Origin of the sequence: Colwellia psychrerythraea (genome assembly GCF_000764225.1) — a bacterium.
Taxonomy (GTDB): Bacteria; Pseudomonadota; Gammaproteobacteria; order Enterobacterales; family Alteromonadaceae; genus Colwellia; species Colwellia psychrerythraea_D.
In genome coordinates, this window is record NZ_JQED01000003.1 from 254956 (window position 1) to 278446 (window position 23491).

General features: G+C 37.3%; 18 protein-coding genes. 10 read left to right on the plus strand and 8 right to left on the minus strand.

The annotated features are described in order from the left end of the window. Positions 1 to 15: 15 nt before the first annotated feature. Together ND2E_RS20035 and ND2E_RS20030 are read right to left on the minus strand one after the other, a co-directional pair. On the minus strand, positions 16 to 615 hold the full coding sequence (locus tag ND2E_RS20035; protein WP_033092014.1) for a hypothetical protein: 600 nt from the start codon (positions 613 to 615) through the stop codon (positions 16 to 18). Then, positions 612 to 2147, minus strand: coding sequence for a HAMP domain-containing sensor histidine kinase (locus tag ND2E_RS20030; protein WP_033092015.1), 1536 nt, complete (start codon positions 2145 to 2147; stop codon positions 612 to 614). The genes ND2E_RS20035 and ND2E_RS20030 overlap by 4 nt, the downstream gene beginning before the upstream one ends. 361 nt (positions 2148 to 2508) lie before the next feature. Between ND2E_RS20030 and ND2E_RS20025 the strand changes: the two genes are divergently transcribed. The 3 genes from ND2E_RS20025 (at position 2509) to ND2E_RS20015 (ending at position 7250) form a co-directional block, all read left to right on the plus strand. Beyond that, positions 2509 to 2892: a hypothetical protein gene (locus tag ND2E_RS20025; protein ID WP_033092016.1), complete on the plus strand. Its 384-nt coding sequence runs from the start codon at positions 2509 to 2511 to the stop codon at positions 2890 to 2892. A 359-nt stretch (positions 2893 to 3251) separates the two neighbouring features. Then, entirely contained in the window at positions 3252 to 5444 is a 2193-nt protein-coding gene (locus ND2E_RS20020) for a M3 family metallopeptidase (RefSeq protein WP_052056172.1), read from the plus strand. Positions 5445 to 5687: 243 nt separating this feature from the next. Then, positions 5688 to 7250: a hypothetical protein gene (locus tag ND2E_RS20015; RefSeq protein WP_033092017.1), complete on the plus strand. Its 1563-nt coding sequence runs from the start codon at positions 5688 to 5690 to the stop codon at positions 7248 to 7250. Positions 7251 to 7378: 128 nt separating this feature from the next. Here the strand turns inward: ND2E_RS20015 and ND2E_RS20010 are convergent, their stop codons facing one another. Then, on the minus strand, positions 7379 to 7636 hold the full coding sequence (locus tag ND2E_RS20010) for a DUF2164 domain-containing protein (protein WP_033092018.1): 258 nt from the start codon (positions 7634 to 7636) through the stop codon (positions 7379 to 7381). Between the two features lie 219 nt (positions 7637 to 7855). On the opposite strand from ND2E_RS20010, the gene ND2E_RS20005 reads away from it, so the two are divergent. Beyond that, a complete protein-coding gene (locus ND2E_RS20005) occupies positions 7856 to 8779 on the plus strand; it encodes a putative porin (RefSeq protein WP_033092019.1) in 924 nt (307 codons plus the stop codon). A gap of 135 nt (positions 8780 to 8914) precedes the next feature. Here ND2E_RS20005 and ND2E_RS20000 read toward each other — a convergent pair whose 3' ends face one another. After that, positions 8915 to 9373 (minus strand): Lrp/AsnC family transcriptional regulator, encoded by a 459-nt coding sequence (locus tag ND2E_RS20000; protein ID WP_033092020.1) that lies wholly within the window; start codon positions 9371 to 9373, stop codon positions 8915 to 8917. A 368-nt stretch (positions 9374 to 9741) separates the two neighbouring features. Between ND2E_RS20000 and iscX the strand changes: the two genes are divergently transcribed. Continuing rightward, positions 9742 to 9948, plus strand: a complete 207-nt coding sequence (gene iscX / locus ND2E_RS19995; RefSeq protein WP_033092021.1) for a Fe-S cluster assembly protein IscX — start codon at positions 9742 to 9744, stop codon at positions 9946 to 9948. Positions 9949 to 10468: 520 nt separating this feature from the next. Beyond that, positions 10469 to 12157, plus strand: a complete 1689-nt coding sequence (locus ND2E_RS19990; RefSeq protein ID WP_033092022.1) for an NAD-dependent malic enzyme — start codon at positions 10469 to 10471, stop codon at positions 12155 to 12157. Between the two features lie 127 nt (positions 12158 to 12284). Here the strand turns inward: ND2E_RS19990 and ND2E_RS19985 are convergent, their stop codons facing one another. The 4 genes from ND2E_RS19985 to ND2E_RS19970 all read right to left on the minus strand — a co-directional run bounded on the left by ND2E_RS19985 (position 12285) and on the right by ND2E_RS19970 (position 18254). Then, entirely contained in the window at positions 12285 to 12986 is a 702-nt protein-coding gene (locus ND2E_RS19985) for a response regulator transcription factor (protein WP_223303501.1), read from the minus strand. Between the two features lie 23 nt (positions 12987 to 13009). After that, positions 13010 to 15022: a cache domain-containing protein gene (locus ND2E_RS19980; protein WP_052056173.1), complete on the minus strand. Its 2013-nt coding sequence runs from the start codon at positions 15020 to 15022 to the stop codon at positions 13010 to 13012. Between the two features lie 172 nt (positions 15023 to 15194). Then, positions 15195 to 16820, minus strand: a complete 1626-nt coding sequence (locus ND2E_RS19975) for an acyl-CoA synthetase (RefSeq protein ID WP_033092024.1) — start codon at positions 16818 to 16820, stop codon at positions 15195 to 15197. Between the two features lie 18 nt (positions 16821 to 16838). Further along, positions 16839 to 18254 carry a permease family protein gene (locus ND2E_RS19970; RefSeq protein ID WP_033092025.1) on the minus strand — a complete coding sequence of 472 codons (1416 nt, stop codon included), beginning with the start codon at positions 18252 to 18254 and terminating at the stop codon, positions 16839 to 16841. A gap of 745 nt (positions 18255 to 18999) precedes the next feature. Between ND2E_RS19970 and ndk the strand changes: the two genes are divergently transcribed. The 4 genes from ndk (at position 19000) to ND2E_RS19950 (ending at position 23467) form a co-directional block, all read left to right on the plus strand. Beyond that, a complete protein-coding gene (gene ndk, locus ND2E_RS19965; protein ID WP_033092026.1) occupies positions 19000 to 19431 on the plus strand; it encodes a nucleoside-diphosphate kinase in 432 nt (143 codons plus the stop codon). A gap of 264 nt (positions 19432 to 19695) precedes the next feature. Then, entirely contained in the window at positions 19696 to 20856 is a 1161-nt protein-coding gene (locus ND2E_RS19960; protein ID WP_033092027.1) for a bifunctional tRNA (adenosine(37)-C2)-methyltransferase TrmG/ribosomal RNA large subunit methyltransferase RlmN, read from the plus strand. Between the two features lie 72 nt (positions 20857 to 20928). Further along, the gene (gene pilW, locus ND2E_RS19955; protein ID WP_033092028.1) at positions 20929 to 22476 is read left to right on the plus strand and encodes a type IV pilus biogenesis/stability protein PilW; all 1548 of its coding nucleotides are present in this window, start codon (positions 20929 to 20931) and stop codon (positions 22474 to 22476) included. After that, positions 22469 to 23467 carry a RodZ domain-containing protein gene (locus ND2E_RS19950; RefSeq protein ID WP_033092029.1) on the plus strand — a complete coding sequence of 333 codons (999 nt, stop codon included), beginning with the start codon at positions 22469 to 22471 and terminating at the stop codon, positions 23465 to 23467. The genes pilW and ND2E_RS19950 overlap by 8 nt, the downstream gene beginning before the upstream one ends. The last annotated feature ends 24 nt before the right edge of the window (positions 23468 to 23491 follow it).

Consider the following 23491-nt stretch of genomic DNA (forward strand, 5'->3'; position numbering starts at 1 on the left):
AAAATGTTCTCTCTGTTAGCCACGCTCATTAATGTTTTTGTCAATTTCTTTTAGCAGTATCAGTTGCTTATTTACATGTTCTAGTTGTTGCTTTAATTGTTCAATGGTGTTGCTATCTTGATCGTATTGCTCATTATATTTCTTATCTGAGCGCGCCTGTTTTTCAAGTAAACGAAGCTGAATATTTAATTGATCTCTTAATAACATAATAAAAGCTAAGTCACCTTGGCTCATATTATTACTGGTTAATAAATGTTCATTGAGCAAGCTTTTTGCTTTGTAGGGCTGATAGAGTCCAGGGTTTGGCAAACTATAAAGTAAAATGAGTTTGCCTTGATTAAGCGTTTTGTCATTGGACTGGCTAGCCATTAAGGACAGTAGTTTTTTTTCTTCTAACAAAAGCTGTCTATTATTCAGGGTCTTTAATATTAAATAGTACTGGCTATACTCAATTGAATCGCTAGCATCAGTATTCTCAATATGCCTAATAACCGCTGGCTCAGTTACTTGACAAGCGGTTGATAAACTAGTTAACAGCAAGATAAATACGATTGAAAAACACTGTTTAATCGGCTTATTTGTTGATTGTTTTACCCTCAGGTTATCTCTTTTCATAATTCAATATCTGTTTGCGTATTAGGTAAAGTGATAGTGATGCAGGCGCCACTTTCATTGGCAGCGCTAATTTTCCTTGCTGGTACAACTTTGATATTACCATTAAGGCGAAGTAATAGCTCTTTGACTATGGTAAGGCCCAAACCACTGCCTTTTATTTGACTATTGATTGGTGCTTTACCTTGATAAAAAGCATCGAATACTTTGTCGCTCAGCGAAGGATCTATTCCTGGCCCTTGGTCAATTATATTAATGGTTATGCACTCCTTGGTGCTGCTATACGTTATGGTGATTTCTCCATCTACTGGGGAATATTTTATCGCATTGGAGAGAATATTATCTAAAATGACACTGAGTTGTTTACTGTTGCTATAAATAAAATACGGACTGTTATTACACTTCATGATTAAATTTTTTGACTTAATATCAAGTTTTCGAACATTACATGCATCATTTATTAAGCCAGATAAACTAATTTTCTCTAACCCATGAAGGCTGGTTGAATCAAGGACAATATTAAAATCAAGTAAGTCTTCAATTAGTCGTTGTAAACGATTAACACTGACGCGAATGATATCGCAAATCTCTTGTTGATCCTCATTGAGTGGGCCAACACTGTTATCATAAATAAGTTCAGTACCTTCTCTGATTGCAGCAAGTGGTGTTTTTAATTCATGGGATATATGACGGATAAAGCTCGACTTTTGTAGCTCTAGAGCATGAAGACGTTGGCGCATATTCTCTAGCGCATCCGCAATTTCTCTGACTTCAGCAGGACCGTGTAAGTTGATTTCTTGTTCAAAATTTCCTTGTTCAAGCAGTTGAATTTTATCTGTTAGTCGTTTCAACGGTTTTGTGATCAAAATGATAAATATACCGGCAATGAGCAAAGTGATCGGAATAATATATAAACGTTCAAGAATGTTATCGCTAATCTCTTCGGTGCTGTGTTGTATATCTAAAACCTGCTGGTTAACAACAAAAGTACTGCGTTTGTCTAGCTGGGCATTGATAAGTTGTAATGGCTCAAATTCTTGTTGAATTTGTTCTAATGAAAAAGCATCGATACTGTCGTTTAACAGCAGTTCTTTTATTCTCTCACTTTCGCCTTGCAGCGAGGTTAGCTGCTCTTTTAGTACTTTATCTTGCTGTTTAGCCGATGTTTCTTGAATGATATCTTTTAATACTTTGTGTTGATCACTAAATACTGCCAATAACTCATTGTCTTTAAGCACGACAAATTGGCTTGCAGAGCGCTCTAGTTTGGCAATTGTGTCATCAAGCTTACTGTTAAGCTGTGTTAATTGCGCAACATTATAAATAGCGTTAGTACTTTTTTTGGCTAATTCACTGGCTTTATTTGCGCCAAAAATTAACGCCATTACTAATGGCATTGCGACGAAGGTAAAACCAATTAATGTTAGTTTCTTAAGAGAAACTTTATTAAGCACTGATTGGCTAAAATTAAAAAAAGAAAGTGATAATTTTCTTGGTACTTGCTTACTTTTTTTTAAGTCGTTATGAGAAGTCATAAAATCTAGCCTGAGCTCTTTACCTTGGTTACACCTGAATGCTCTTTGTATGTCAAAAATATCATAAAAACAAGACTGTCTTTATTTTGCGACAAGTATAAGTGGTAAATGTTTGTTGTTTAAGTTGTTGTAAAATGGTGCTTTATTTTGGTTTGTGTCGGTTTTTTATCTTACAATAACTCGTAATATTTTATTGTGTTGTTATTTGGTGACACTTTGGCAAGTTTCTAATGAGATAATTAACCATTAAGTGTAATTAAATCAACTGCTTGCTGTGTGTGGCACAGTCTATGCTAATCCTTAGATGATAATGAATTTAACAGCGTTTATAAAACGCTTACATATTAAAAAAGGATTCACCATGGATAGCATCAGTTTAACGCAAGTAACCGCATTTGTAGTAGCCGTAAGTATGGCATCTTTTTTAGTCAATGCTGACGATGACTTAGCCTACACTAATGAAGATAATACCGTTGTAAATGCCGAGAACACGGCTAACGCAGAAGCCATTAAAAAAGCGATTGAAGAGGTAAAAGAGCCAAACGATAAGTTTACTTTTACTTCGTTAGATATGGATAAAAATGGCATGTTAAGTCGACAAGAAGTTGTTGATGGAAAAAACGAATGGTTAGTAAAGTCTTTTACAAAGATTGATAGTAATGCCGATGAATCATTGACGGAGCAAGAGTTAGTTGATTTTGTGGCTAAAAAAGCTGCGACGATGACAGCGGCAACTAAAAAGTAAGAAATTAACGAGTGAGGATTTGCTCGGTACAGTTTTAGGGGAGCTCCCAACCCCATATCAAATCATTGAGTCTACTTTCTTAAGGACTGAGAAGGTCTCTTCATCGACTTGTTATAATTCCACTCCCCTTGGGTCGGCTATTTAGGTAGTCGGCCTTTTTTGTTCGTCGTAACCTATTCCTTCAATCAGTGTCCTGCCTAAAAGCATTTCTAATCCAGCCAGAAAACTGGAGCTTGAGGTTGTTTGGGTATAAATGAGATTAACCGCGTAGATATTGCGGTAGACGGTTATTACCGATATATCCCCTCTACTTGATGCTTGATATAGTAATGGCAATTACTATAAAAAGAGAATATTCAATGAAACCCCTGTTTATCAAAGCATTTTTAGTTTCTAGTATTTTAATGGGCTGTTCAACAGCAACACAAGTTAGTGACGAGCAATCTTCAGCTAACACGAGCAATAAAACAATTGCTTCTGTTCAATCAGCAAAGGAGTCAGAAGCGCTTCTATTAGCTAAATGGACGGGACCTTTTCAAGGTGTTCCGGCGTTTGATCAAGTGACGTTAGCCGGCTTAGTACCTGCCATGGAAAAAGCGATGGCGATTAATTTAGCTGAAATCGAAGTTATCGCGAATAACCCTAAAGCACCAACGTTTGAAAACACGATTGTTGCTATGGAAAGAGCAGGCGCTGATTTAAATAGAATTTTCACTTATTACGGCATTTGGCGCTCGAATAAATCAAGTAGTGAATTTAGAGAGATGGGAACAGAGTTAGCACCCAAATTATCTACTTTTTCTTCCACGATTAAACAAAATAAAAAATTATTTGAGCGTATTTCAGCCGTTTATAATTCGGTTGAAGTTAAAGCACTAAGCCCTGAAAAACAGCGCTTAGTGTTATTAACCTATAATAGTTTTTCTCGTGATGGAGCGACATTAAATGACAGCGATAAGAAGCGTTATGCTGAAATTAACCAACGTTTAGCGCAGTTACAAACTAAGTTTGGTAATAACGTGTTAGCTGATGAAGAAAGTTATGTTGTTTACTTAACTAAAGCACAGTTAGGTGGTTTGCCTGAGTCTATTATTAATGTTGCCGCCGCCGCTGCAACTGAAAGAGATCATGAAGGTGAGTATGCTATTACTAATACTCGATCCTCAATGGACCCCTTTTTAACTTACTCAACAGAACGCGCGTTAAGAAAACAGGTTTGGCAAAACTATTACAGCCGTGGTGATAATGGTGATCAGTATGATAATAATGCCATCATCGCAGAAATTTTACAGTTACGTCATGAACGCGTTGGCTTATTAGGCTATAAAAACTACGCTTCATGGCGCTTAGAAGATCGCATGGCTAAATCACCAGAGAATGCTATCGCATTGATGGAGTCTGTGTGGCCAGCAGCTATTGCACGTGTTGATGAAGAAGTTGCTGACATGTTAGCGATTGGCAAAAAACAAGATGGCATAGAAGAAATACAAGCTTGGGATTACCGTTTTTATGCGGAGAAAGTTCGTCAAGATAAGTATGACTTAGACTCAGATGAAGTTAAGCAGTATTTACAGCTGAATAATTTACGTGAAGCGATGTTTTATGTAGCAGGGCGCTTATTTAACTTTAAGTTTAGTGAAGTGACTGATGGTTCAGTACCTGTATTTCATGAAGATGTTCGAGTTTGGGAAGTAAAAGATAAAACCTCCGGTGAGCATATTGGTCTATGGTATTTAGACCCGTTTGCTCGTAAAGGAAAACGCTCAGGTGCATGGGCAACTACCTATCGCTCTCACACTACCTTTGATGGTAAGAAAAATGTACTCTCTTCGAACAACTCTAATTTTTCTAAAGGCATTGCCGGTCAGCCTACGTTAATTTCTTGGTCGGATGCAGAAACTTACTTCCATGAGTTTGGTCATGCGTTACATTTCTTAGCTTCAAAAGTTGAGTACCCAACACTTAATTCTGGCGTACGTGATTACACTGAATTTCAATCGCAATTGTTAGAGCGTTGGTTATCAACTGATGAAGTGATTGATAACTACCTTGTACATTACAAGACGGGGAAAGCAATGCCAAAAGCGCTTATTGCTAAAATAAAACAAGCAGCAACCTTTAATCAAGGTTTTAGCACGACCGAGTATTTAGCCTCTGCTTTAGTTGATATGAAGTTTCATACTGTTGACCCAACGGGTATTGACCCAGACAAATTTGAGCGTGAAACATTAGCAGAATTAAATATGCCAAAACAAATTGTTATGCGCCATCGTACTCCTCAATTTGGTCATATCTTTAGTAGTGAAGGTTATGCATCAAGTTATTATGGTTATATGTGGGCTGAAGTTTTAACGTCTGATGCTGCTGAAGCTTTTGCACAGGCCCCTGGCGGTTTCTACGATAAAAATGTTGCTGATAAACTCGTAGAGCATTTATTTAGTGTTCGCAATGCCGTAGATCCGAGTGAAGCTTACCGTGCGTTTAGAGGCCGAGATGCGAAAGTTGAAGCATTAATGCGAGATCGCGGTTTTCCGGTGAAAGCTGAAGATTAAGCACTGACTGTCGATATGGGTTATATCCCTGGTATAAGGTATTACACTATTAAAAAAACTCGCTTTAGCGAGTTTTTTTATGCCATTTGTTATTGTTCTTTATGATTTTTATTATAGATAAGCACTTAAATGGTCATTTTACTAAAATAGGTAGAATATTTTTTGATAGCTGAAATGTATTCGCGTTATAATTTGTAAAAATATGTAAATTTTTGTTAGAAATTGACCTTAAAAGGACCTTAAATGAAAACCTTAAACATTTGTTTGGCTTGTGTAGGATTATCGATTTTGACAGCTTGTCAGTCAACTGATAAACCGGTAATTACTAAAAATGCTGAAGTTAACCAACAAACTAAATACTTTGTTGAAGCGAAAATCTCCCTCGACAAGTTAAAGGATGATATTAATCAAGGTAGAAAAGATCAACTCGCTTATTTTGCTCCAGGTACTTTTGAACAAGCGGTTGAAGAGTTTGATAATGCGACCGAAGAGTATATGGATATTGGTCAAAACGGCACATCCTCATTAAATGTTTTTCAAACTGATACTGAGCAATATAAAGAAGCTAAACAGGAAATCACCAACTATATTGCTCTTGCAAATCAAAAGTTGAAATTTTCCTACAGTATTAAAGAAACAGCAGAAAGCACTTTGGCCGCTACTTTTAGCCAACAATTGTTATTAAAAGAAATTGGCGCTGCTAAAATTTACACTAAAGATTATAATAAAATTAATGAAAGAATTGATGATCTGGTTGAGTACATTGATGAAGGTAAGGTAAGTAAAGCACAAGAAGGACAGCCCGAATTACTTATTGATATGCACGCATTAGAAGTGCGTACTGTGCGTGTCAATGCGCTAGGTCAGCTTGATTCAGATATTGCCTATATAAAGAAAAAAAGCTTGGCTAAATATGTTCCTATTAGTCACCAGCAGTTATTAACAGCACGAAGTAATGCGAATGCAATTATTATTGCTACTCCTCGTGCTAAGGAAGAAATCAAAACGGCGGTAGAACTTGCTGAATTTGAGCTTGCTCACCTTTATCATATCTCGAAAGAAGTTAATGCTCTAAAGAAGACCAATAGTAAATCCTATGAGCAATACCTTCTTGATAAAGAAAATCTATTGCATACAGTCTCTGAGTCTTTAGAAATAGCTGATGTTCGTAACTTAGCAATGACAAAACAAGTAGAAGCAATAGCATTACAAGCAAGCACTATAAAAGATAAATTAACTACAGCAAATGCTGCTGTATTAGCTTTACGAAGTGATAACAGTCAATCTTCAGCGGCTACAGAAAGTCTTAGAACTGAATTTAAAAGTCAGTTAGTTAATTTGAATGAAAAATATGATGCCTTGGTGATTGAGAACTCAGATCTTAATAAACAACTGCAAAGTAAGGATATTGAGTTGATCCGCTTACAGGCCTATAAAGAAGCAGTATCACATGTTGAAAGTAAACATGCTGCTGAAAAAGAGCGATTATTACAAGCGCAGGCAAAAAAAGCAGCAGAACAAAAAGCATTAGCACTTAAAGAACAAGCCAAAAAAGAAGCACTGGCACTAGAAACTAAGGCAAAAAAAGCAGCAGAGCAACAAGCATTAGCCTTACAAAAACAGGCTGAAAAAGAGGCAGAAAAACAAGCGTTAGCTGTGTCAGTTCAAACGGCTGAGCCTGTCAATATGACAGAAACCAAGCTCGATATTGTAGAAGAAGTAGCGGTGGAAGTTACAGAAGCCGTTTTCGAAGTTGAGGCAGTAAAAGAAGTGGTCGAAATGCCTGTGACAGTTAAAGATAATTAATAATGTAGTATCATCCTAGTTATTGATATTTAATTAAAACTCGCTTCGGCGAGTTTTTTTATCACCGCTATTAATATTGATTGGCAGGATTTAATACTAAAGGGATTTTAGTACTATTTAGTACCGTATTAACTAATAGGCTTTTCTATTTCACTAATGCCTTCTTGTACCATTTCACTAACATTATCCAGTTTAGCGGCAATAACGGCTTGAGCATCAAATAAGCCACGGTTATAAAAGTGGCCGCCAACTTCTTTAGAAAAAAAATCGAGTAAAAATTCTGCATCAAATTGACCAAGATCTTGATCTAACTCTTTGGCAAAGTAACATTGAATCTTAGTGACTAACTGTTCTATTTCTGTGCTCGAGAATTTTATTGTGCTCATGATAAATCGGCAAAAAGGTAAGAAAAAGTGCTGGGTGATATTTTATGATTATACTGGCGGCCAATCAAGGAGCATTTTCGCTGCACTTATACAGCTATATTGCTTTGCTCTTCTAATTGTATGAAAAGTGTAAGATTTTAATGTATTAGTAGACGGCATAAGTAGCAGCTGGCATATTCACTTTGTTTTATATGGATATTACGATTAAAGGGATCTTACATGCAGAAACTATCAAAACTATCAGCCTTAATGACTATCTTGCTCAGTAACCAAGTTGTTGCTGAAAGTTACCAATCATTTACGACACTATCATACTCTCATGACAGTTACTTTGCCGATGCACCAGAATATGGGTTTTACCATAAGGGAGATTCAGATAATTTTGCTTTATCGAGTATATATTATTTTGACGAAAAGATAGCACTCGGTCCGTTAAATGAGTTTGCTTACATCAATACCAGCAGTAATGTCTTTGCTTCGGCGGTTAATCAGAATAGGGACGGCTCATCTTTAATACATGGACGGGACGCTAATTATGATTCAAGCATTAATACCTTTGGTATCGGTGGGCAATGGGTAGTCAATAGTTTCATCATTGGTGCTAGCTATGACTATAACGAGTCGACAGGTAAGTGGAATGATTTTAATTATGATCATAATGATAGCGATCTTTCATTTTTAATTGGGTATTTATTTTCTGATAACTTTCTTATCAGTGCAGGTTGTGAAGAAAACTTTGATAATATTTGTGGCTATACTGTGAGCTATAACTGGCAACTAAAGGGCACTGATTATATTGGCTTTAGTTATAATGCGAGTGACAATTTTGATATTAACCAACTGTCATCTCAATACTTTTTTAGCCTAGGGAAGCAAAGTTATCTCATGATTGGTGGTGAATATCTTCATGATAATAGTGACCATTTATTTTCTGAGGATTACTGGAGTATTAATGGCAGTTATTATTATGATACAAAAACATCTATCACAGCTTTCTTTACCGAAGATGATGCTTATGGGGTGAGTGCTAATTACTTCATCAATCAGAATTATTCAGTACAAACGGGCTATAATTCAGTGATTAACAAAAAAAATAGAAATGAGTACGAAGGGTATTATTTCAATGTCACTGCACAATTCTAGTAGTTAATAACAGTAATAATCTCGTTAATTAAGTTGCGGTACCCTATCGAATAACTTATCGGTATTCATAGGGTCACTAATTAACTGTATTATAAATACTGTTTAACAGTCATTAGAGTTTTCGATCTTTAAAAGTTAAATATAATCCACAGGTAGAGCTGTTGTGTACTTGATTTCTTCCATAGCGAAACTGGAACTAATGTCAGAAAAATCGACGCGAGTGATAAGCTCTTTATAAAATCGGTCGTAGGCTTTCATATCTGGTACCACAACGCGAAGTAAGTAATCTACATCACCACTCATACGATAAAACTCGACAATCTCAGGAAAATCTTCCGCAACTTTAGCAAAAGTATTTAGCCAATCAGGGTTATGTTGATTGGTTTTTACCATGACGAAAATGGATAAACCGACATTCAATTTTTCTGGGTCTGCTAGAGCTACCCTTCCTTTAATAATACCTGACTTCTCCATCGCTTGGATCCTGCGCCAACAAGGAGTCGTTGATAAACCTACTCGCTCGGCGATATCACTGGTTGATAGAGTGCAGTCTTTTTGTAAAATACTCAAAATATGCTTATCAAAAGAATCCATGTTACAGCCCTATATGCTTATGTCGTATTCATTATAAATGGAATTTAAAACTATTTATCTCATGTATGTTAGCATTGTATTGCTTCTTTTGTGCTTTAGCGGCTAATTTAGTTTTATGGTTTTAATCACTGAATACCTTAACCTTGAGGTAAGATGTATCGTGTGGAGTGATAATGAAGAAAAATATAAAAAAATGGTGGCATACTGATTGCCCTTTTTGTCGAAAAGCAAGGTTGCTATTCATTTGGCTTATACTAATGTTAATTGTAGATTTCTTTTTCTTTCATTTGTTATTTTAGTGTCAAGCTTATTGTTAGCTTAAAAGAATACGCTGGCTAAAGTGACGCTATTTACTACAGGAAAACATCATGGCTGCAGGACTACTTTGGAGTGATTCACAAGAAATAGCATTGGACTTAATAGAACAATATCCTGACGTAGATCCCTTTAAACTGCACTTCACCGACTTAAGGCAGTGGGTACTTAATTTGGATCGTTTTGAAGATGATCCCAAGCATTGCGGCGAACGGGTATTAGAAGCGATTCAGCTGGCCTGGATGGCAGAAGTTGATTAGTACTGTTGAGCTTACCAGATGACTTTGACCATGTTAGTTTTAACCCAACAGCTAGCTGCACTTTAATTATTGTTGCTTAAAATGGGGCTAGTTTCACATGGTGAAATCAATTTTTTCCACCTGTTTCAGCTCATAATTCTTATTTTTTAATATATTCAATTATTCTCTTGTTTTGCAGCAGGAACAAAATCACTTTTCCCTGCACCACTTCAAGGTGCTGAATTCAATGGGAATTTAACAGGCTTAAGGCGAGGTGTTCAATGCAAAAAATAGTGATTCTCTTCTTAAAATGAATAATGCAGGGTAAAGTCTTTTAAAAGCCAGTTGAAGGGGGACATAGAGCAACATCACCTTGTTATTGCATCGATTTATAAAGGAATGCCATGACTTTATTGATGCACCTAGAAATGAAGTTTCTCAGTATTCCCAAACTTGCATCTTGAAGTCGAGCGGGTATATACTTTGCACCATTAATTTCACCTATTTCGATTATTCACAAAACAAATAAGTAGTCATCCAAATGCCTCAATCACAACGCCCACTTTATATCCCATATGCCGGCCCTTCATTATTAGAAACCCCTTTACTGAATAAAGGCAGCGCGTTTAGCAAAGAAGAACGCGGTAGCTTTAACCTTACGGGGCTTTTGCCACCACGTTTTGAAAGTATTGATGAACAAGCCGAACGTGCCTACCGTCAATACAGCTGTTTTCAAACTAACATCAATAAGCATATCTACTTACGTGCAATTCATGATAATAATGAAACGTTATTCTTTAAATTAGTTCAAAATAACCTAGCTGAAATGCTACCCATTATTTATACCCCAACGGTGGGGGATGCGTGTGAGCAATTTTCTGATATCTACCGAAGTTCGCGTGGTTTATTTATCTCTTATGAAGATAGGTTTAATATTGATGACATGTTGCGCAATGCGACTAAAAATAAAGTCAAAGTCATTGTAGTTACCGATGGTGAACGCATTTTAGGTCTTGGTGATCAAGGTATTGGCGGCATGGGAATTCCAATTGGTAAGCTGTCTCTTTATACAGCTTGTGGTGGTATTAGCCCGGCACATACTTTGCCTGTCATGCTTGATGTGGGTACTAACAATCAAAAACTATTAGATGACCCTATGTATATGGGCGCTCGACATAAACGCATCGATCAAGATTCTTATGATGAATTTGTGGAACTATTTATCAGCGCAGTAAAACGCCGCTGGCCTAATGTTTTGCTGCAATTTGAAGATTTTGCACAACCTAATGCCATGCCTTTATTACAACGTTATAAAGATAGAATTTGTTGTTTTAATGATGATATTCAGGGAACGGCTTCGGTTACTGTGGGGACTTTGCTGGCAGCCTGTCGCAGCAAAGGTGAAAAACTATCAGAGCAAAGAGTTGCTTTTGTTGGCGCAGGCTCCGCTGGCTGTGGTATTGCAGAACAAATCATTAGTCAGATGATCAATGAAGGCATTGATGCGGAACAAGCGCGTAGCCAAGTATTTATGGTGGATAGGTTTGGTTTATTAACACAAGGAATGGAAGATCTACGTGATTTTCAGCAAAAACTTGTACAAAGCCATGAAGCTATTAGCACATGGGATATTGCCGGCGAGTTTGCCTCATTGGTTGAAGTTATGCATGGCGCTAAACCCGATATTCTCATTGGTGTTTCAGGCCAGGCGGGATTATTTACAGAAAAAGTCATTACCGCAATGAAGTCTCATTGCCAGTTGCCAATTATTTTCCCGTTAAGTAATCCTTCTCGTCAAGTTGAAGCAACACCTAGCCAAGTTATTAATTGGACACAAGGCGAAGTCATTATTGCGACAGGTAGTCCGTTTGAACCCATTGAGTACCAAGGAAAAACATTCCCCATTGCTCAATGTAATAATAGTTATATCTTCCCAGGTGTCGGCTTAGCCGTTGTGGCAGCAAATATTAGTCGGATAACGGATGAGATGTTACAAGTTGCCAGTGAAACCTTAGCAGCAGCGTCACCACTTGCAAATAATGAGTCTGCAGAGTTATTGCCACCTTTAACGTCTATTGCACAGTTAAGTAAAAATATTGCTTTTGCGATAGCTAAGGTTGCTTTTGAACAAGGCTTAGCCTTGGAATTAACGAATGATGAGCTGTTAGCAAAAATTGAACATAATTTTTGGAAGCCAGAATATCGGCAGTATCGTAGAACGAGTTTGTAGTTAACGAATATGACTAGTTAATCCCAATTCTGTTTTTACAGAGTTGGGCTGACTTGGTAAACCAAAGAGAGAAAAACTGAACCAATTAATTTATACTTCTGTTTGTTTTTAGTCGTAACTAGACTTCTTATTGCCAAATAACGTCCAAAGTAAAAATATAACCAGCACCGTATACTGTTTTTATTATTTTTGGGTTTTTATGGTCATCTTCTATTTTTTTTCTTAACCTCGACATTCTCACATCAATACTTCGATCAAAAGACGTTGCATCTTCACTCAATAAACGTTCTCGCGACAATATCTGTCTGGGAGCATTTAATAAGACCATTAATATTTCTGTTTCTGCAGCACTCAGCATAAAACTATCGCCTTTGTTGTTGGCTAAAGTGAGTGTTGATTGGGCAAATGTCCAATCACCAAAACATGCGGTATGAAGTGTCTTGGTTGGTAATTCATTGACGACAATTCGCCGAATGATACTTTTTACCCGAGCAACGAGTTCTCGTGGATCGAAAGGTTTGCCAATATAATCGTCTGCACCTAGCTCTAAGCCTAGTACTTTATCGGGTAAGCTATTTCGACCAGATAAAATGATGACACCAATTTTTTTATCGTCAAAAAGCTGTTTCACTAAGGACAAACCATCCATATCAGGTAAGCCAAGGTCAATAATACAAAGTGTTGGTAATTGTTTCTTTATCGCGATTAAGGCTTGTTCGCCTGTGGTGAATGATTGTGTAGTAAAGTTATAGCGCTCAAGTTCTTGACAAACTAAGTCACATATGTCTGCTTCGTCATCGATAACGTAAATTAAAGGTTTAGTATTCACAAGTGTCATCACCTCGACTCTTCTTATTGTAATGCTTGAAATAACTGACTTGCCGCAAAAGGTTTTTTTAACAAAATAGGCGTGTCTTCATCTGGCTTTTTGTACTGTTGAAAATAGCCACTCATGAGTACAATTTTACAAGTAGGAGAGTGACTTTTTAGCAAGGTAGCCAGTTCAAATCCATCCTTATTACCCGGCATACTAATATCTGAAACCATACCATATAAGTCATTGATAGTATCAATAAGTTGTTCTGCTTCATCACTATCATTTGCTTCGATAACATTTAGACCAAATGATATCAGTTGTTCTCTAATAATAGCGCGAACATCATGGTCATCCTCTACTAATAATATTAGCTTATTGGAAAACTCTGTCTCCTTCGTTATCTCTTTATGATCATCGAATACTGCTTTTGACGTTAACTTTTCTTTTTCACAATTAAGTAAGGGGAGTAAAAATGATATTTTAGCGCCACCATTTACTTGATTGGCAATGCGAATGTAGCCTTGTGACTGTTTAATGAAACCAAAGACCATACTTAAGCCCAGACCTGAACCTTGATGAGTATCCTTAGTAGTAAAAAAAGGTTCGAATGCTTTGTTTATCGCTTGATCGGAAAAACCACATCCATCGTCAATAATAGTGACATCAAGGTACTCGCCTAAAGCAACGTCTTCATCAAATTGTAAAACGTTATCCACAATGCGTTTACTAATAATAAGTGTGATAACCCCCCCGTTTGGCATGGCATCTTTTGCATTTAGTACCAAATTAATTAAGCAGTTTTCTAACTGGTTAGCATCGACATAGACTTGTAAGTCTTCACTGGAAAAATTAGCGTTAATTGTGATTTTGCTAGGTAAAGAACCCTTCAATAATTCGATGGTCTCCTCAATTAATGCGGTGATATCTACTCTACAGGGAACCAAATATTGTCGTCGTGAAAAGGCTAATAAACGGTTAGTTATGTCACTTCCTTTACGTGAAGCTTTTATTGCTGGAAGTAGGCGTAATAATAACGCTTTATTGTGCTCATTATCTTGTTGCGCAGCGAGCAAGTTGCCTAAAATAATAGTGAGTATGTTATTAAAATCGTGGGCTAACCCTCCTGCAAGTTGGCCAACTGCATTGATATGTTGTACTTGTGCTAATTGCTGTTGCGCTTGCTGACTTTCACTCAGTGCCTGTTGTAATTGCGCATTGGTTGTAGCCAATGTTTGCGTTCGTGAGGCAACTTTTAAATCAAGCATCTCAATGTTTTCACGCATTTGCTCTACCATATCATCAAATGCTTTACCCAAGATCCCTAGCTCATCGGCTCGAGATATACCACTGGTTACGGTTAGGTCGCCTTGACTCACTTTTCGAGCAATTAGCGCCAGCGTATTGATAGGCTTAGTTATCCAATACGAAAAAATTAACGCTAAAAAAATAGCACACATGAAGGCTATAAAACCCATGGTTAAAATGCGTTGGCTCAGCAGTTTTCCACTGCTTTGCAATTCGTCAATATAGACTGAAGAGCAAATATACCAACCCAATTCAGGTAAGTGTCGTACTAAGGATAACTTACGGTAACTATAATTATTGGCATCGCTAGGTTTATCCCAAAGATATTCTAGTTCCTTTCCTGTATCGGCAACCGCAATAAGCTCTTGCAAAATAGGCTTACCTGTTTTTGGATCTTTAAGTAGTAACGCGTTAGTACCATTAATATTGGGGTTGGGGTGATGCAGCATATTGCCTTGTTCATCAAAAATGAAAAGATAGCCAGTCTTAGCTATGACACTATTTTTTATTATTTGACGAAGTCTATGGACGACCTCTTCTTTACGAGGTTTTAGATTGAGTTGCATCGTACTGGCTAATTCGAAGACGTTATTTAACACTAAGCGACTGGCATTTTTTTCAATTTTGTAGACTTCTTTATTAATTAATGGCACTGAATACCAATAAATACCAATCAGTAATACGAGTAAGATAGAGGCGATGGCAGAAAAGAAAGTACGGGACAGTTTTTGCTGTAAAAACATTAATCACCTGTATCTAATTAAACAATAAAATAATTATAAAAAAAGGGCTGGCCAGAAGCCAGCCCAAAAAATAGTAGGAGGTTGGGAGGGATTATACTTAAACAACTTCTATACAGGGTCATGTAGTTTGCAGCCGTTCGAGTATATAACTACTATTTAGAAAGTCGTCATACTACTTATTTGCTTGTGCACGCAAAACAAACTTTTGTATTTTACCTGTTGATGTTTTTGGTAGTTCACCAAATACGATGGTTTTTGGCGTTTTAAAATGTGCCATATTATCGCGACAAAATGCGATCATTTCTTCTTCGGTGATGTCAATGTTGGGCATTGGTGTAATAAACGCACAAGGAGTTTCTCCCCATTTATCATCTTTTTTAGCTACCACAGCCACTTCTTGAACTTTGGGGTGTCGATATAAAATATCTTCTACTTCTACGCTAGAAATGTTTTCACCCCCTGAAATAATGACATCTTTAGATCGATCTTTTATTTCAATATAGCCATCGCTGTGCCAAACCGCTATATCACCTGAATGGAGCCAACCGCCATCAAAAGCCGTTTGCGTGGTTGAAGGGTTTTTAAGATACCCTTTCATCACTAGGTTGCCTCGCATAAAAATTTCCCCAACAGATTCGCCATCTTTCGGCATAGGCTCTAAGGTTTCAGGATCGGCTACCATTAATTGATCAAGCATTGGCGAACGAACCCCTTGGCGTGATTTTAATTTGGCTTGCTTCTCTGCACTCTCTTCGTTCCATTCGTCATGCCAAGCACAAACAACAGAAGGGCCATAGGTTTCAGTTAAACCATAGGTATGAGTTACTTTAAAACCAGAAGCTTCCATACCCTCAATCACTGAAGCTGGAGGTGGAGCGCCAGCAGTCATTACTTTCACTGGATGGTTGATGTCAGCTTTTAATGAAGCATCAGCACCATTAAGCATATTTAATACGATAGGTGCACCACAAAAATAGCCCACTTTTTCTGTTTGAATCAAATTAAAGATTGGCTCTGCACGCACATGACGTAAACTGACACTGGTACCAGCAGTTGCCGCAATCGACCAAGGAAAACACCAGCCGTTACAATGAAACATTGGCAGGGTCCATAAGTAGACTGGATGCTCACCCATACTCCATGACATCACATTACTGACGGCATTAAGGTAAGCGCCACGATAGTGATAAACTACCCCTTTTGGATCGCCTGTTGTGCCAGAGGTATAATTTAGAGAAATAGCATCCCATTCATTATTAGGGCGTATCAACTCAAAGTCACTATCACCTTCCGCTAACAACTGATCATAGGTTAACGAACCAATTAATTGGCCTTCGTTAAAATGAGGATCGTCAATATCAATAACTAAAGGCTTATGTGGGATCATGCGCAATGCTTTTTTTACTATTGGGCTAAATTCTTTATCCGTGATTAATACTTTAGTTTCAGCATGCACGAGTATAAAAGCAATAGCTTCTGCATCAAGACGGGTATTAATTGAATTGAGCACAGCCCCGCTCATAGGTACACCGAAATGCACTTCAAAGTGTTCGCTAATATTTGGTGCTATAACTGAGACTGTATCACCTCGACCAATGCCTCGTTTTGCTAAAGCACTAGCAAAGCGGGTACAGCGTTGAAACACTTCTAACCAAGTATGGCGAATATCACCATTAACGGTTGCTGTTTTGTTTGGGTAGACAGAAGCCGCTCGCTCTAAAAACGAAATGGGAGTTAGGGCCATATAGTTAGCTTCATTTGGCTCTAAATATTGTTCAAAAATGTTTATTGCAGTCATTTATATGTTCTCCTATTACTAAGAATTATTGCTCGTCACTACAGCCGCTTCTTCTTGAGCTTCATCAGCAAAAATAATGTTATCTTTACTGTCATGTTTACCCATCAGTCTAGGACGTTCAATTAACACGTAAAGTACTACACCAATGAAAATAGCATACATGGTCGACTTAGGATCCGGCATAGCTAACGTCACGGCCACAATACCGGCAACGCCTCGTTCTGTAGAATTTTTCAGCTGCTCCATACCAACCATAATGCAGATATATGCGGTAAGAATTAAGGTAATCGAAAGTGCGATGGGGAGCACAGGTTTAAATAAAGTCACTAACGGTAAGGCAAATAGTGCAAGTAAACCACTCATCCAAAATGTTGCACCGCCACTATATATAGATTCCATTGATTTACGACCCATAGCATAACGCTCAGCAACGGTTGCGTGGGCAGCTGTAAATAATGGTCCTGCTAATCCTGGCCATGGTGCTAAAAAAGCATGCATAGCATTACGAATGGCGGTAACTAAATGAACACGGTCAACATTTTCTTCAATTTTTTCATCTGTGCGAATATGGTCGACACGTTTAACTAAAGTAAAACCAACCAGGATGTCGCCAAAAGCAATAACATAAGCAATAACTGCTGTAGGGATGGCTAATAAGAAAATCTCCCAATCAGGGTAGCCAACAGTGAAAGGTAAATAATCCCACATTAATGAAAAATTAGGATTAGTAATGCCCCATTCTATGACAGGTAATGGGTATTCGCCGACAGACCAACCAACAATCATCGCAATAATCATTCCTGGTACCATGCCGAAGTTAGCAATTTTTCGGGCAAAAGAACTTTCATTAATAACATTTTTAAAGGATAGAGAAAATAAAATGTAGGCTGAAAAAATAGAGCCAACAATTAATGAAATTGGAGTGGCATCAATACGACCACCGACTTTTAATTCCCCCATCATTGCTGCCATACCAGCGCCAATAATGATGCCACACTTTAGTGAGTTTGGAATAATATCCACTAACTTAGAGCCCAAGCGAGTTATGCCTAAAATTAGAAAAATGAGCGAAACTTCAATTTGTAAAGCGAACAAGGCTCTAATTGCTTCTGGACCAGGTTCAAAACCTTTCAAATAGAGTAAAACCACAGGAATGGCCGGAGTTATCCAACCGGGTACTAAGGGTACGCCGAGTACAGCCGGTAAAATGTAACCGATACCTGCAATAAAAGTAAAAGCTAATGCTGCTTCATAAGGCATACCTAAATAGCTTTGAAGTAAAGGGATCATGGCCAAACCAACCACGAACATAAAAAAGCCTTGTATCATTTCTGGGAGTTCCCAGCGGTAATGAACAAAAGGTAATCTAATTTTAAATGGTCCTGCTGGCCAGTATGGCTGCTCTTCACCATGCGCACGTTTAATAAATTGCATTGATATTCCTGCAGTTGTTTAATTTTAACTTGCAGTGAACTATTAAAGCATTTCAGAATTTTTTCGACAATGTGACCAAATGTAACAGCTAAAAATGATATTTAGAGGAAAAATGGAGAGAGTTTTTTTTATTTTTTTACCGATTAATGAAAAGAAAGTATAAGCAGCTTGAGTTACAGCGTCATTGAGTAAATCTCCAAAAAGCAAAAGTTCTACTTATTTTGTTATCGAATGCTTTGCTTTGTTAACTAACAACTACGACTAAAGGACCAGATAAAAAAGCAAAAAATTCTGAGATTTCTATGTAAATTAAAATTTATAGTAGGGTTTTGTAATGACTACGTGATTTCTAATTAAAAGCTTTCTTTTGATAAGTGATCATGTAAAAAGCATGTGTCGCGTTTCGAATGAGTTATGTCATATCGCAGTAAATTAAATGGTTAATCTATGGTCATGGCATTGTAAAGTAACTTCCGAATACTGATTTAAAAAGATTTATGCTAGATAACTCATAGCTATAGAGGAATAGCTGTTTTATTCAATTAACACCTTATCCAATGGTGTTTTTAACGTTAATCGATACTTACCGGGTGATGTAACAAAGTTATGACTAATTAAGCCGCGGTTATTGATAGCAGTTTGCTATTAATTCGTTTATAATCGCGCCAAAATTTGTAGATGTCACTTTGTTAGCTTGATATCTATTTAATTACACTAAAATTTTAATTTATTATAAGGGCTTATCATGGCTATCGAACGTACTTTTTCTATTGTAAAACCAGACGCAGTTGCTAAAAACTTTATTGGTCAAATCTACAACCGTTTTGAAACTGCTGGTTTAAAAATCGTTGCTTCAAAAATGATTCACTTGAGCCAAGAAAAAGCTGAAGGTTTTTACGCTGAACATAGCGAACGTCCTTTCTTTGGTGCTTTAGTTGAATTCATGACTTCAGGACCAGTAATGGTACAAGTTTTAGAAGGCGAAAACGCTGTTCTTAAAAACCGTGAAATCATGGGTGCTACTAACCCAGCTGAAGCATTAGCAGGAACTATCCGTGCTGATCTTGCTGACTCAATCGATGAAAATGCAGCTCACGGTTCTGATGCTTTAGAATCAGCTGCTCGTGAAATTGCTTACTTCTTCTCTGATGACGAAATTTGCCCACGCACTCGTTAATTTGATTTTAATATTAACATTTTTTATTGACTTACTTTGGTAGGTGATTGAAAGGTTAATGTTTAATTGCTTAATATTTTATTAAGTATTTAAAAGGATTTTACTGAGCAATTAGTAAAATCCTTTTGCTATTTTAAGCGGATAGTAATTTCCTTTAAAAGCGTTTAGAAAATTGCGGTTGTCGCTCAAAAAGCGTACAATTTGCGCCTTGTTTTTTAAGCTACTTATTAAGTAGCTTAATCTTAGTTATTGAGAGTTTGTTCTATGAGTAATGTAAGCAGAAAAGTAAACCTACTTAATTTTGATCACAAAAGTATGCGTGAGTACTTGGAGTCTATTGGAGAAAAACCTTTTAGAGCCGATCAAATCATGAAGTGGATTTATCACTTTGGTTATAGTGATTTTGAGCAGATGACCAATATCAATAAGAAATTACGTGAGAAATTACAGCGTAATTGTGTAATCTCAGCACCTGATATTTCTGAAAAGCAAGTATCAGAAGACGGTACTATAAAATACGCTTTGAAACTTGAAGGCGGACAAGAAGTAGAGACTGTTTGGATTCCTGAAAATGACCGCGCAACACTGTGTGTCTCATCTCAGGTTGGTTGTGCATTAGAATGTACCTTCTGTGCTACGGCTCAGCAGGGCTTCAATCGCAATTTATCTATGGCTGAAATTATTGGTCAAGTATGGCGTGTTGCTAATGATATTGGCGCTACCCGTATTGCAGGTACTCGCCCGATTACCAATATCGTAATGATGGGCATGGGCGAACCATTGTTAAATATGAAAAACCTCATTCCAGCACTTGATACCATGCTAAACGATTTAGGTTATGGTTTATCTAAGCGTCGAGTAACCGTGAGTACATCGGGTGTTGTTCCTGCATTAGATATGCTTAAAGAAAAAATCGATTGTGCTTTAGCTATTTCAATTCATGCGCCTAATAATAAATTGCGTGATGAGTTGGTACCCATTAATAAAAAATACCCATTGGAAGATTTTGTTGCGGCGGCAGCTCGTTATATCAATGGTTCAAAAGCAAACAAACAAGCAACTATTGAATATGTCATGCTTGATCACATCAATGACAGTACAGATCAAGCACATGAATTAGCACATGCATTAAAAGGGCTGCCGAGTAAGATTAACTTAATTCCTTTTAATCCTTATCCAGGGTCACCTTACTCTCGCTCGAGTAACTCTCGCATTGATCGTTTTGATAAAGTTTTACAAAGTTATGGCTTAACGGTTATCACTAGACGTACGCGTGGCGAAGATATTGATGCGGCTTGTGGTCAGTTAGCGGGTGATGTTTTTGATAGAACTAAGCGAAGTGTTTTAAATGCAGCAAAAAATGCTGAAATAAGTTCATTGAAAGATGAAGCCAAAGCTGACACTATCTCTATCAAAGTAGTCTAGATAGTCTACTGATTTTTGGTGAAAAAATAACAATAAGAGGCGGTTACCGCATTGCATATTTTGGATAAAGCTATGGCTAAATATTTAATTCCAACCATTTTTACAGCAATTTCTATGACGTTGTTAAGTGGTTGCGTTACCCAAAGCTTTGAAAATAATGAGCCTATTGTAAAAAACCAAGCAAATCGTGATGAAATGGCGGTAACGCGAATTTCCTTAGGATTAGGTTATTTAAAAATGGGTGATATGTCGCAGGCAAAACTTAATCTTGAAAAAGCGAAACGATTTTCACCTAATTTAGTCGAAGTGCATACAGCATTTGCCCATTATTATGAAACTGTAGGTGAAGAAGCTCTCGCTATCGAATCATTTGAACAAGCTCTATCTATTAAAGCCGACAGTGCCGATACCTTGAACAATTACGGTGTTTTTTTATGCCGACAAGATAATGTTGCAGCAGCAGAAGTTCAATTTCTTAAAGCGATTGCCGTACCAAGTTACTTATTAGTATCGGAAAGCTACGAAAACCTTGCCTCATGTTATTTACAGAATGACAACTTTGAAAAGGCTGAAATGTACTTAAATAAGTCTATTTATCACAGCCCAAATAGATCAAGTACGTTACTTCAAATGGTACGTTTGCAATATGCGATGGGAAATTACAAGGACGCTAAACTTTTTCTACAAAAATTTGAACGAAGTACACAACGTTTTACTGCCAATTCATTATCACTTGCCTATAAAGTGTATTGGAAGTTAGGTCAACGTAGAACAGCAAGAAATTACGCTACTATGTTAGTTAGGATGTACCCGCAATCATGGGAAGCAAAACAATACCTTCTTAATGAATTAGAACTAATCGACGCGGATAATTTAGCGAAGAAATATCAATTGAGTCAAAAAGAAACTAATCGAAATTTATCAACATCTCGTAAAAAGCGTGTAGTAAAACTTTCACCCAAAAAATCAGTGGAAACAGCCTCTACCAACAGTGTAAAAGTCGTTAGTTCAACGGTTGGTTCAACTAATACTGTCAAAGCAGCAACAGCTGGCGTTATAACGTCAATGGTAGTTACCACACCGGTAACAACAAGTACAACACCACCGCATGGTCCAGGCACAGTGATGCTCTCTCCTCAGGTAGCAAAAACTGCTTCAACAAAGAATAAGCAAATAAGTAACCCAATAGATAATTCTACGACTGTAGATAAAGTGGTGCAGAGTAATAGTAAGATAGATAATGCCGTACCTGCTGTAACAGAAGTCAGCACAGTTAAACAAGTAGCTTCAATCGCCAGTGAACCAACGTCAACTCAGCCTATACCAGCGACGCGTGATGTGCCTTTACCTGAAGCCTTACCTGAAGTCATTGAAACTGACGTAGTAGAAGCTGAAGTCATTGCGGCTGTCGAAGTTAATAATGATAATGACAAGGCTAACCCCCAAGACATTTTACATACTGTAATACCAGGTGAGAATTTGTATAGTATTTCAGTGGAATACAATGTCAAACTCAACACATTACGTAAGTGGAATAATATTTCAGAAAAAAATAAAATCCAGATAGGCGATAAGCTCTATGTGGTTGATCCTCAAACAGTGAAAAATATTAATGACTAATGATGTATCCCCTGCTGCTCAAGTAGATAAAGAACAACCAAGTGATAATACTGAACAAGTCACTGAACTAGATGAATTCATGGAAATGTTGAGTCCTGGCACTATGCTGAGTGAAGCTCGTAAAGCTTTATCACTTTCACAAGAGTTTATTTCCAGTAAGCTGAACCTAAAAGTAGCACTAGTTAAAGATATTGAAAATGATATCTTTGACCCATCAATGCCAGTGACGTTCAATCGAGGCTATTTAGCCAACTATGCTAAATTAGTGGGCGTTGAGGTAGAAGATATACTGGCAAGTTATGATGCACTTGACGCTGCGACTATTCAGCGCAGCGAAATGTTGAGCTTTTCTAAAGAAACTTCCAAACAAGCAGAACATAGCCGGGTAATGTGGTTGAGCTATTTCATCGTGGCGGTTTTTATTGGTTTAACTGTATTGTGGTGGCTGCAAGAAAGCAGACAACAGGCAGATGAGTCATTAAATATCACTGAAATTACTGAAACATCTCAATCAGGTCGTAGTGATAGTGTAGCAGAGCCTACTGAAGCCATTTTGAATGAAGAGTCAGCGTTTATTAATGATGATGCAGAACCAAAGGTAAAAAGTAGTGAAGTAACATCTGAGTTAAACACAACGACTGATTCGCTAATCAATGAGGCAAGTAATGATGCAAAGGTTATTGAATCAACAGCGAATACATTGGTTAATGAAGCCGTACAATCGACAGAGCCAAAAGAGCCTATACTCAGTACCGCCATCTTTACTTTTAAGGGTGATTGCTGGGTAAATATTTATGATGCAACAGGTGAGCGAATCGCTTGGGGTGTTAAAAAGTCGGGTTATGTCATGACCATACAAGGTAAAGCACCACTTCGTATTACTGTGGGAAAACCAGAATTGACCAGTATTATTTTTAATGATCAACCAGTAGATATGTCGGCTTTTGATATCGGCAATATTGCTAAATTTAACTTACCCATTGTTGAGTAGCCTTTTTTAAGCTGTTATTTTTGA

What these genes read in the sequence shown, in the direction of transcription:
- ND2E_RS19980 (WP_052056173.1), bottom strand. Translation starts at nt 15,022, where the DNA reads ATGTTTTTACAGCAAAAACTGTCCCGTACTTTCTTTTCTGCCATCGCC.
- ND2E_RS20000 (WP_033092020.1), bottom strand. Translation starts at nt 9,373, where the DNA reads ATGGATTCTTTTGATAAGCATATTTTGAGTATTTTACAAAAAGACTGC.
- ND2E_RS20025 (WP_033092016.1), top strand. Translation starts at nt 2,509, where the DNA reads ATGGATAGCATCAGTTTAACGCAAGTAACCGCATTTGTAGTAGCCGTA.
- ND2E_RS20015 (WP_033092017.1), top strand. Translation starts at nt 5,688, where the DNA reads ATGAAAACCTTAAACATTTGTTTGGCTTGTGTAGGATTATCGATTTTG.
- ND2E_RS19970 (WP_033092025.1), bottom strand. Translation starts at nt 18,254, where the DNA reads ATGCAATTTATTAAACGTGCGCATGGTGAAGAGCAGCCATACTGGCCA.
- ND2E_RS20020 (WP_052056172.1), top strand. Translation starts at nt 3,252, where the DNA reads ATGAAACCCCTGTTTATCAAAGCATTTTTAGTTTCTAGTATTTTAATG.
- ND2E_RS19990 (WP_033092022.1), top strand. Translation starts at nt 10,469, where the DNA reads ATGCCTCAATCACAACGCCCACTTTATATCCCATATGCCGGCCCTTCA.
- ND2E_RS20010 (WP_033092018.1), bottom strand. Translation starts at nt 7,636, where the DNA reads ATGAGCACAATAAAATTCTCGAGCACAGAAATAGAACAGTTAGTCACT.
- iscX (WP_033092021.1), top strand. Translation starts at nt 9,742, where the DNA reads ATGGCTGCAGGACTACTTTGGAGTGATTCACAAGAAATAGCATTGGAC.
- ND2E_RS20035 (WP_033092014.1), bottom strand. Translation starts at nt 615, where the DNA reads ATGAAAAGAGATAACCTGAGGGTAAAACAATCAACAAATAAGCCGATT.
- ND2E_RS20030 (WP_033092015.1), bottom strand. Translation starts at nt 2,147, where the DNA reads ATGACTTCTCATAACGACTTAAAAAAAAGTAAGCAAGTACCAAGAAAA.
- ND2E_RS19975 (WP_033092024.1), bottom strand. Translation starts at nt 16,820, where the DNA reads ATGACTGCAATAAACATTTTTGAACAATATTTAGAGCCAAATGAAGCT.
- ndk (WP_033092026.1), top strand. Translation starts at nt 19,000, where the DNA reads ATGGCTATCGAACGTACTTTTTCTATTGTAAAACCAGACGCAGTTGCT.
- pilW (WP_033092028.1), top strand. Translation starts at nt 20,929, where the DNA reads ATGGCTAAATATTTAATTCCAACCATTTTTACAGCAATTTCTATGACG.
- ND2E_RS20005 (WP_033092019.1), top strand. Translation starts at nt 7,856, where the DNA reads ATGCAGAAACTATCAAAACTATCAGCCTTAATGACTATCTTGCTCAGT.
- ND2E_RS19950 (WP_033092029.1), top strand. Translation starts at nt 22,469, where the DNA reads ATGACTAATGATGTATCCCCTGCTGCTCAAGTAGATAAAGAACAACCA.
- ND2E_RS19960 (WP_033092027.1), top strand. Translation starts at nt 19,696, where the DNA reads ATGAGTAATGTAAGCAGAAAAGTAAACCTACTTAATTTTGATCACAAA.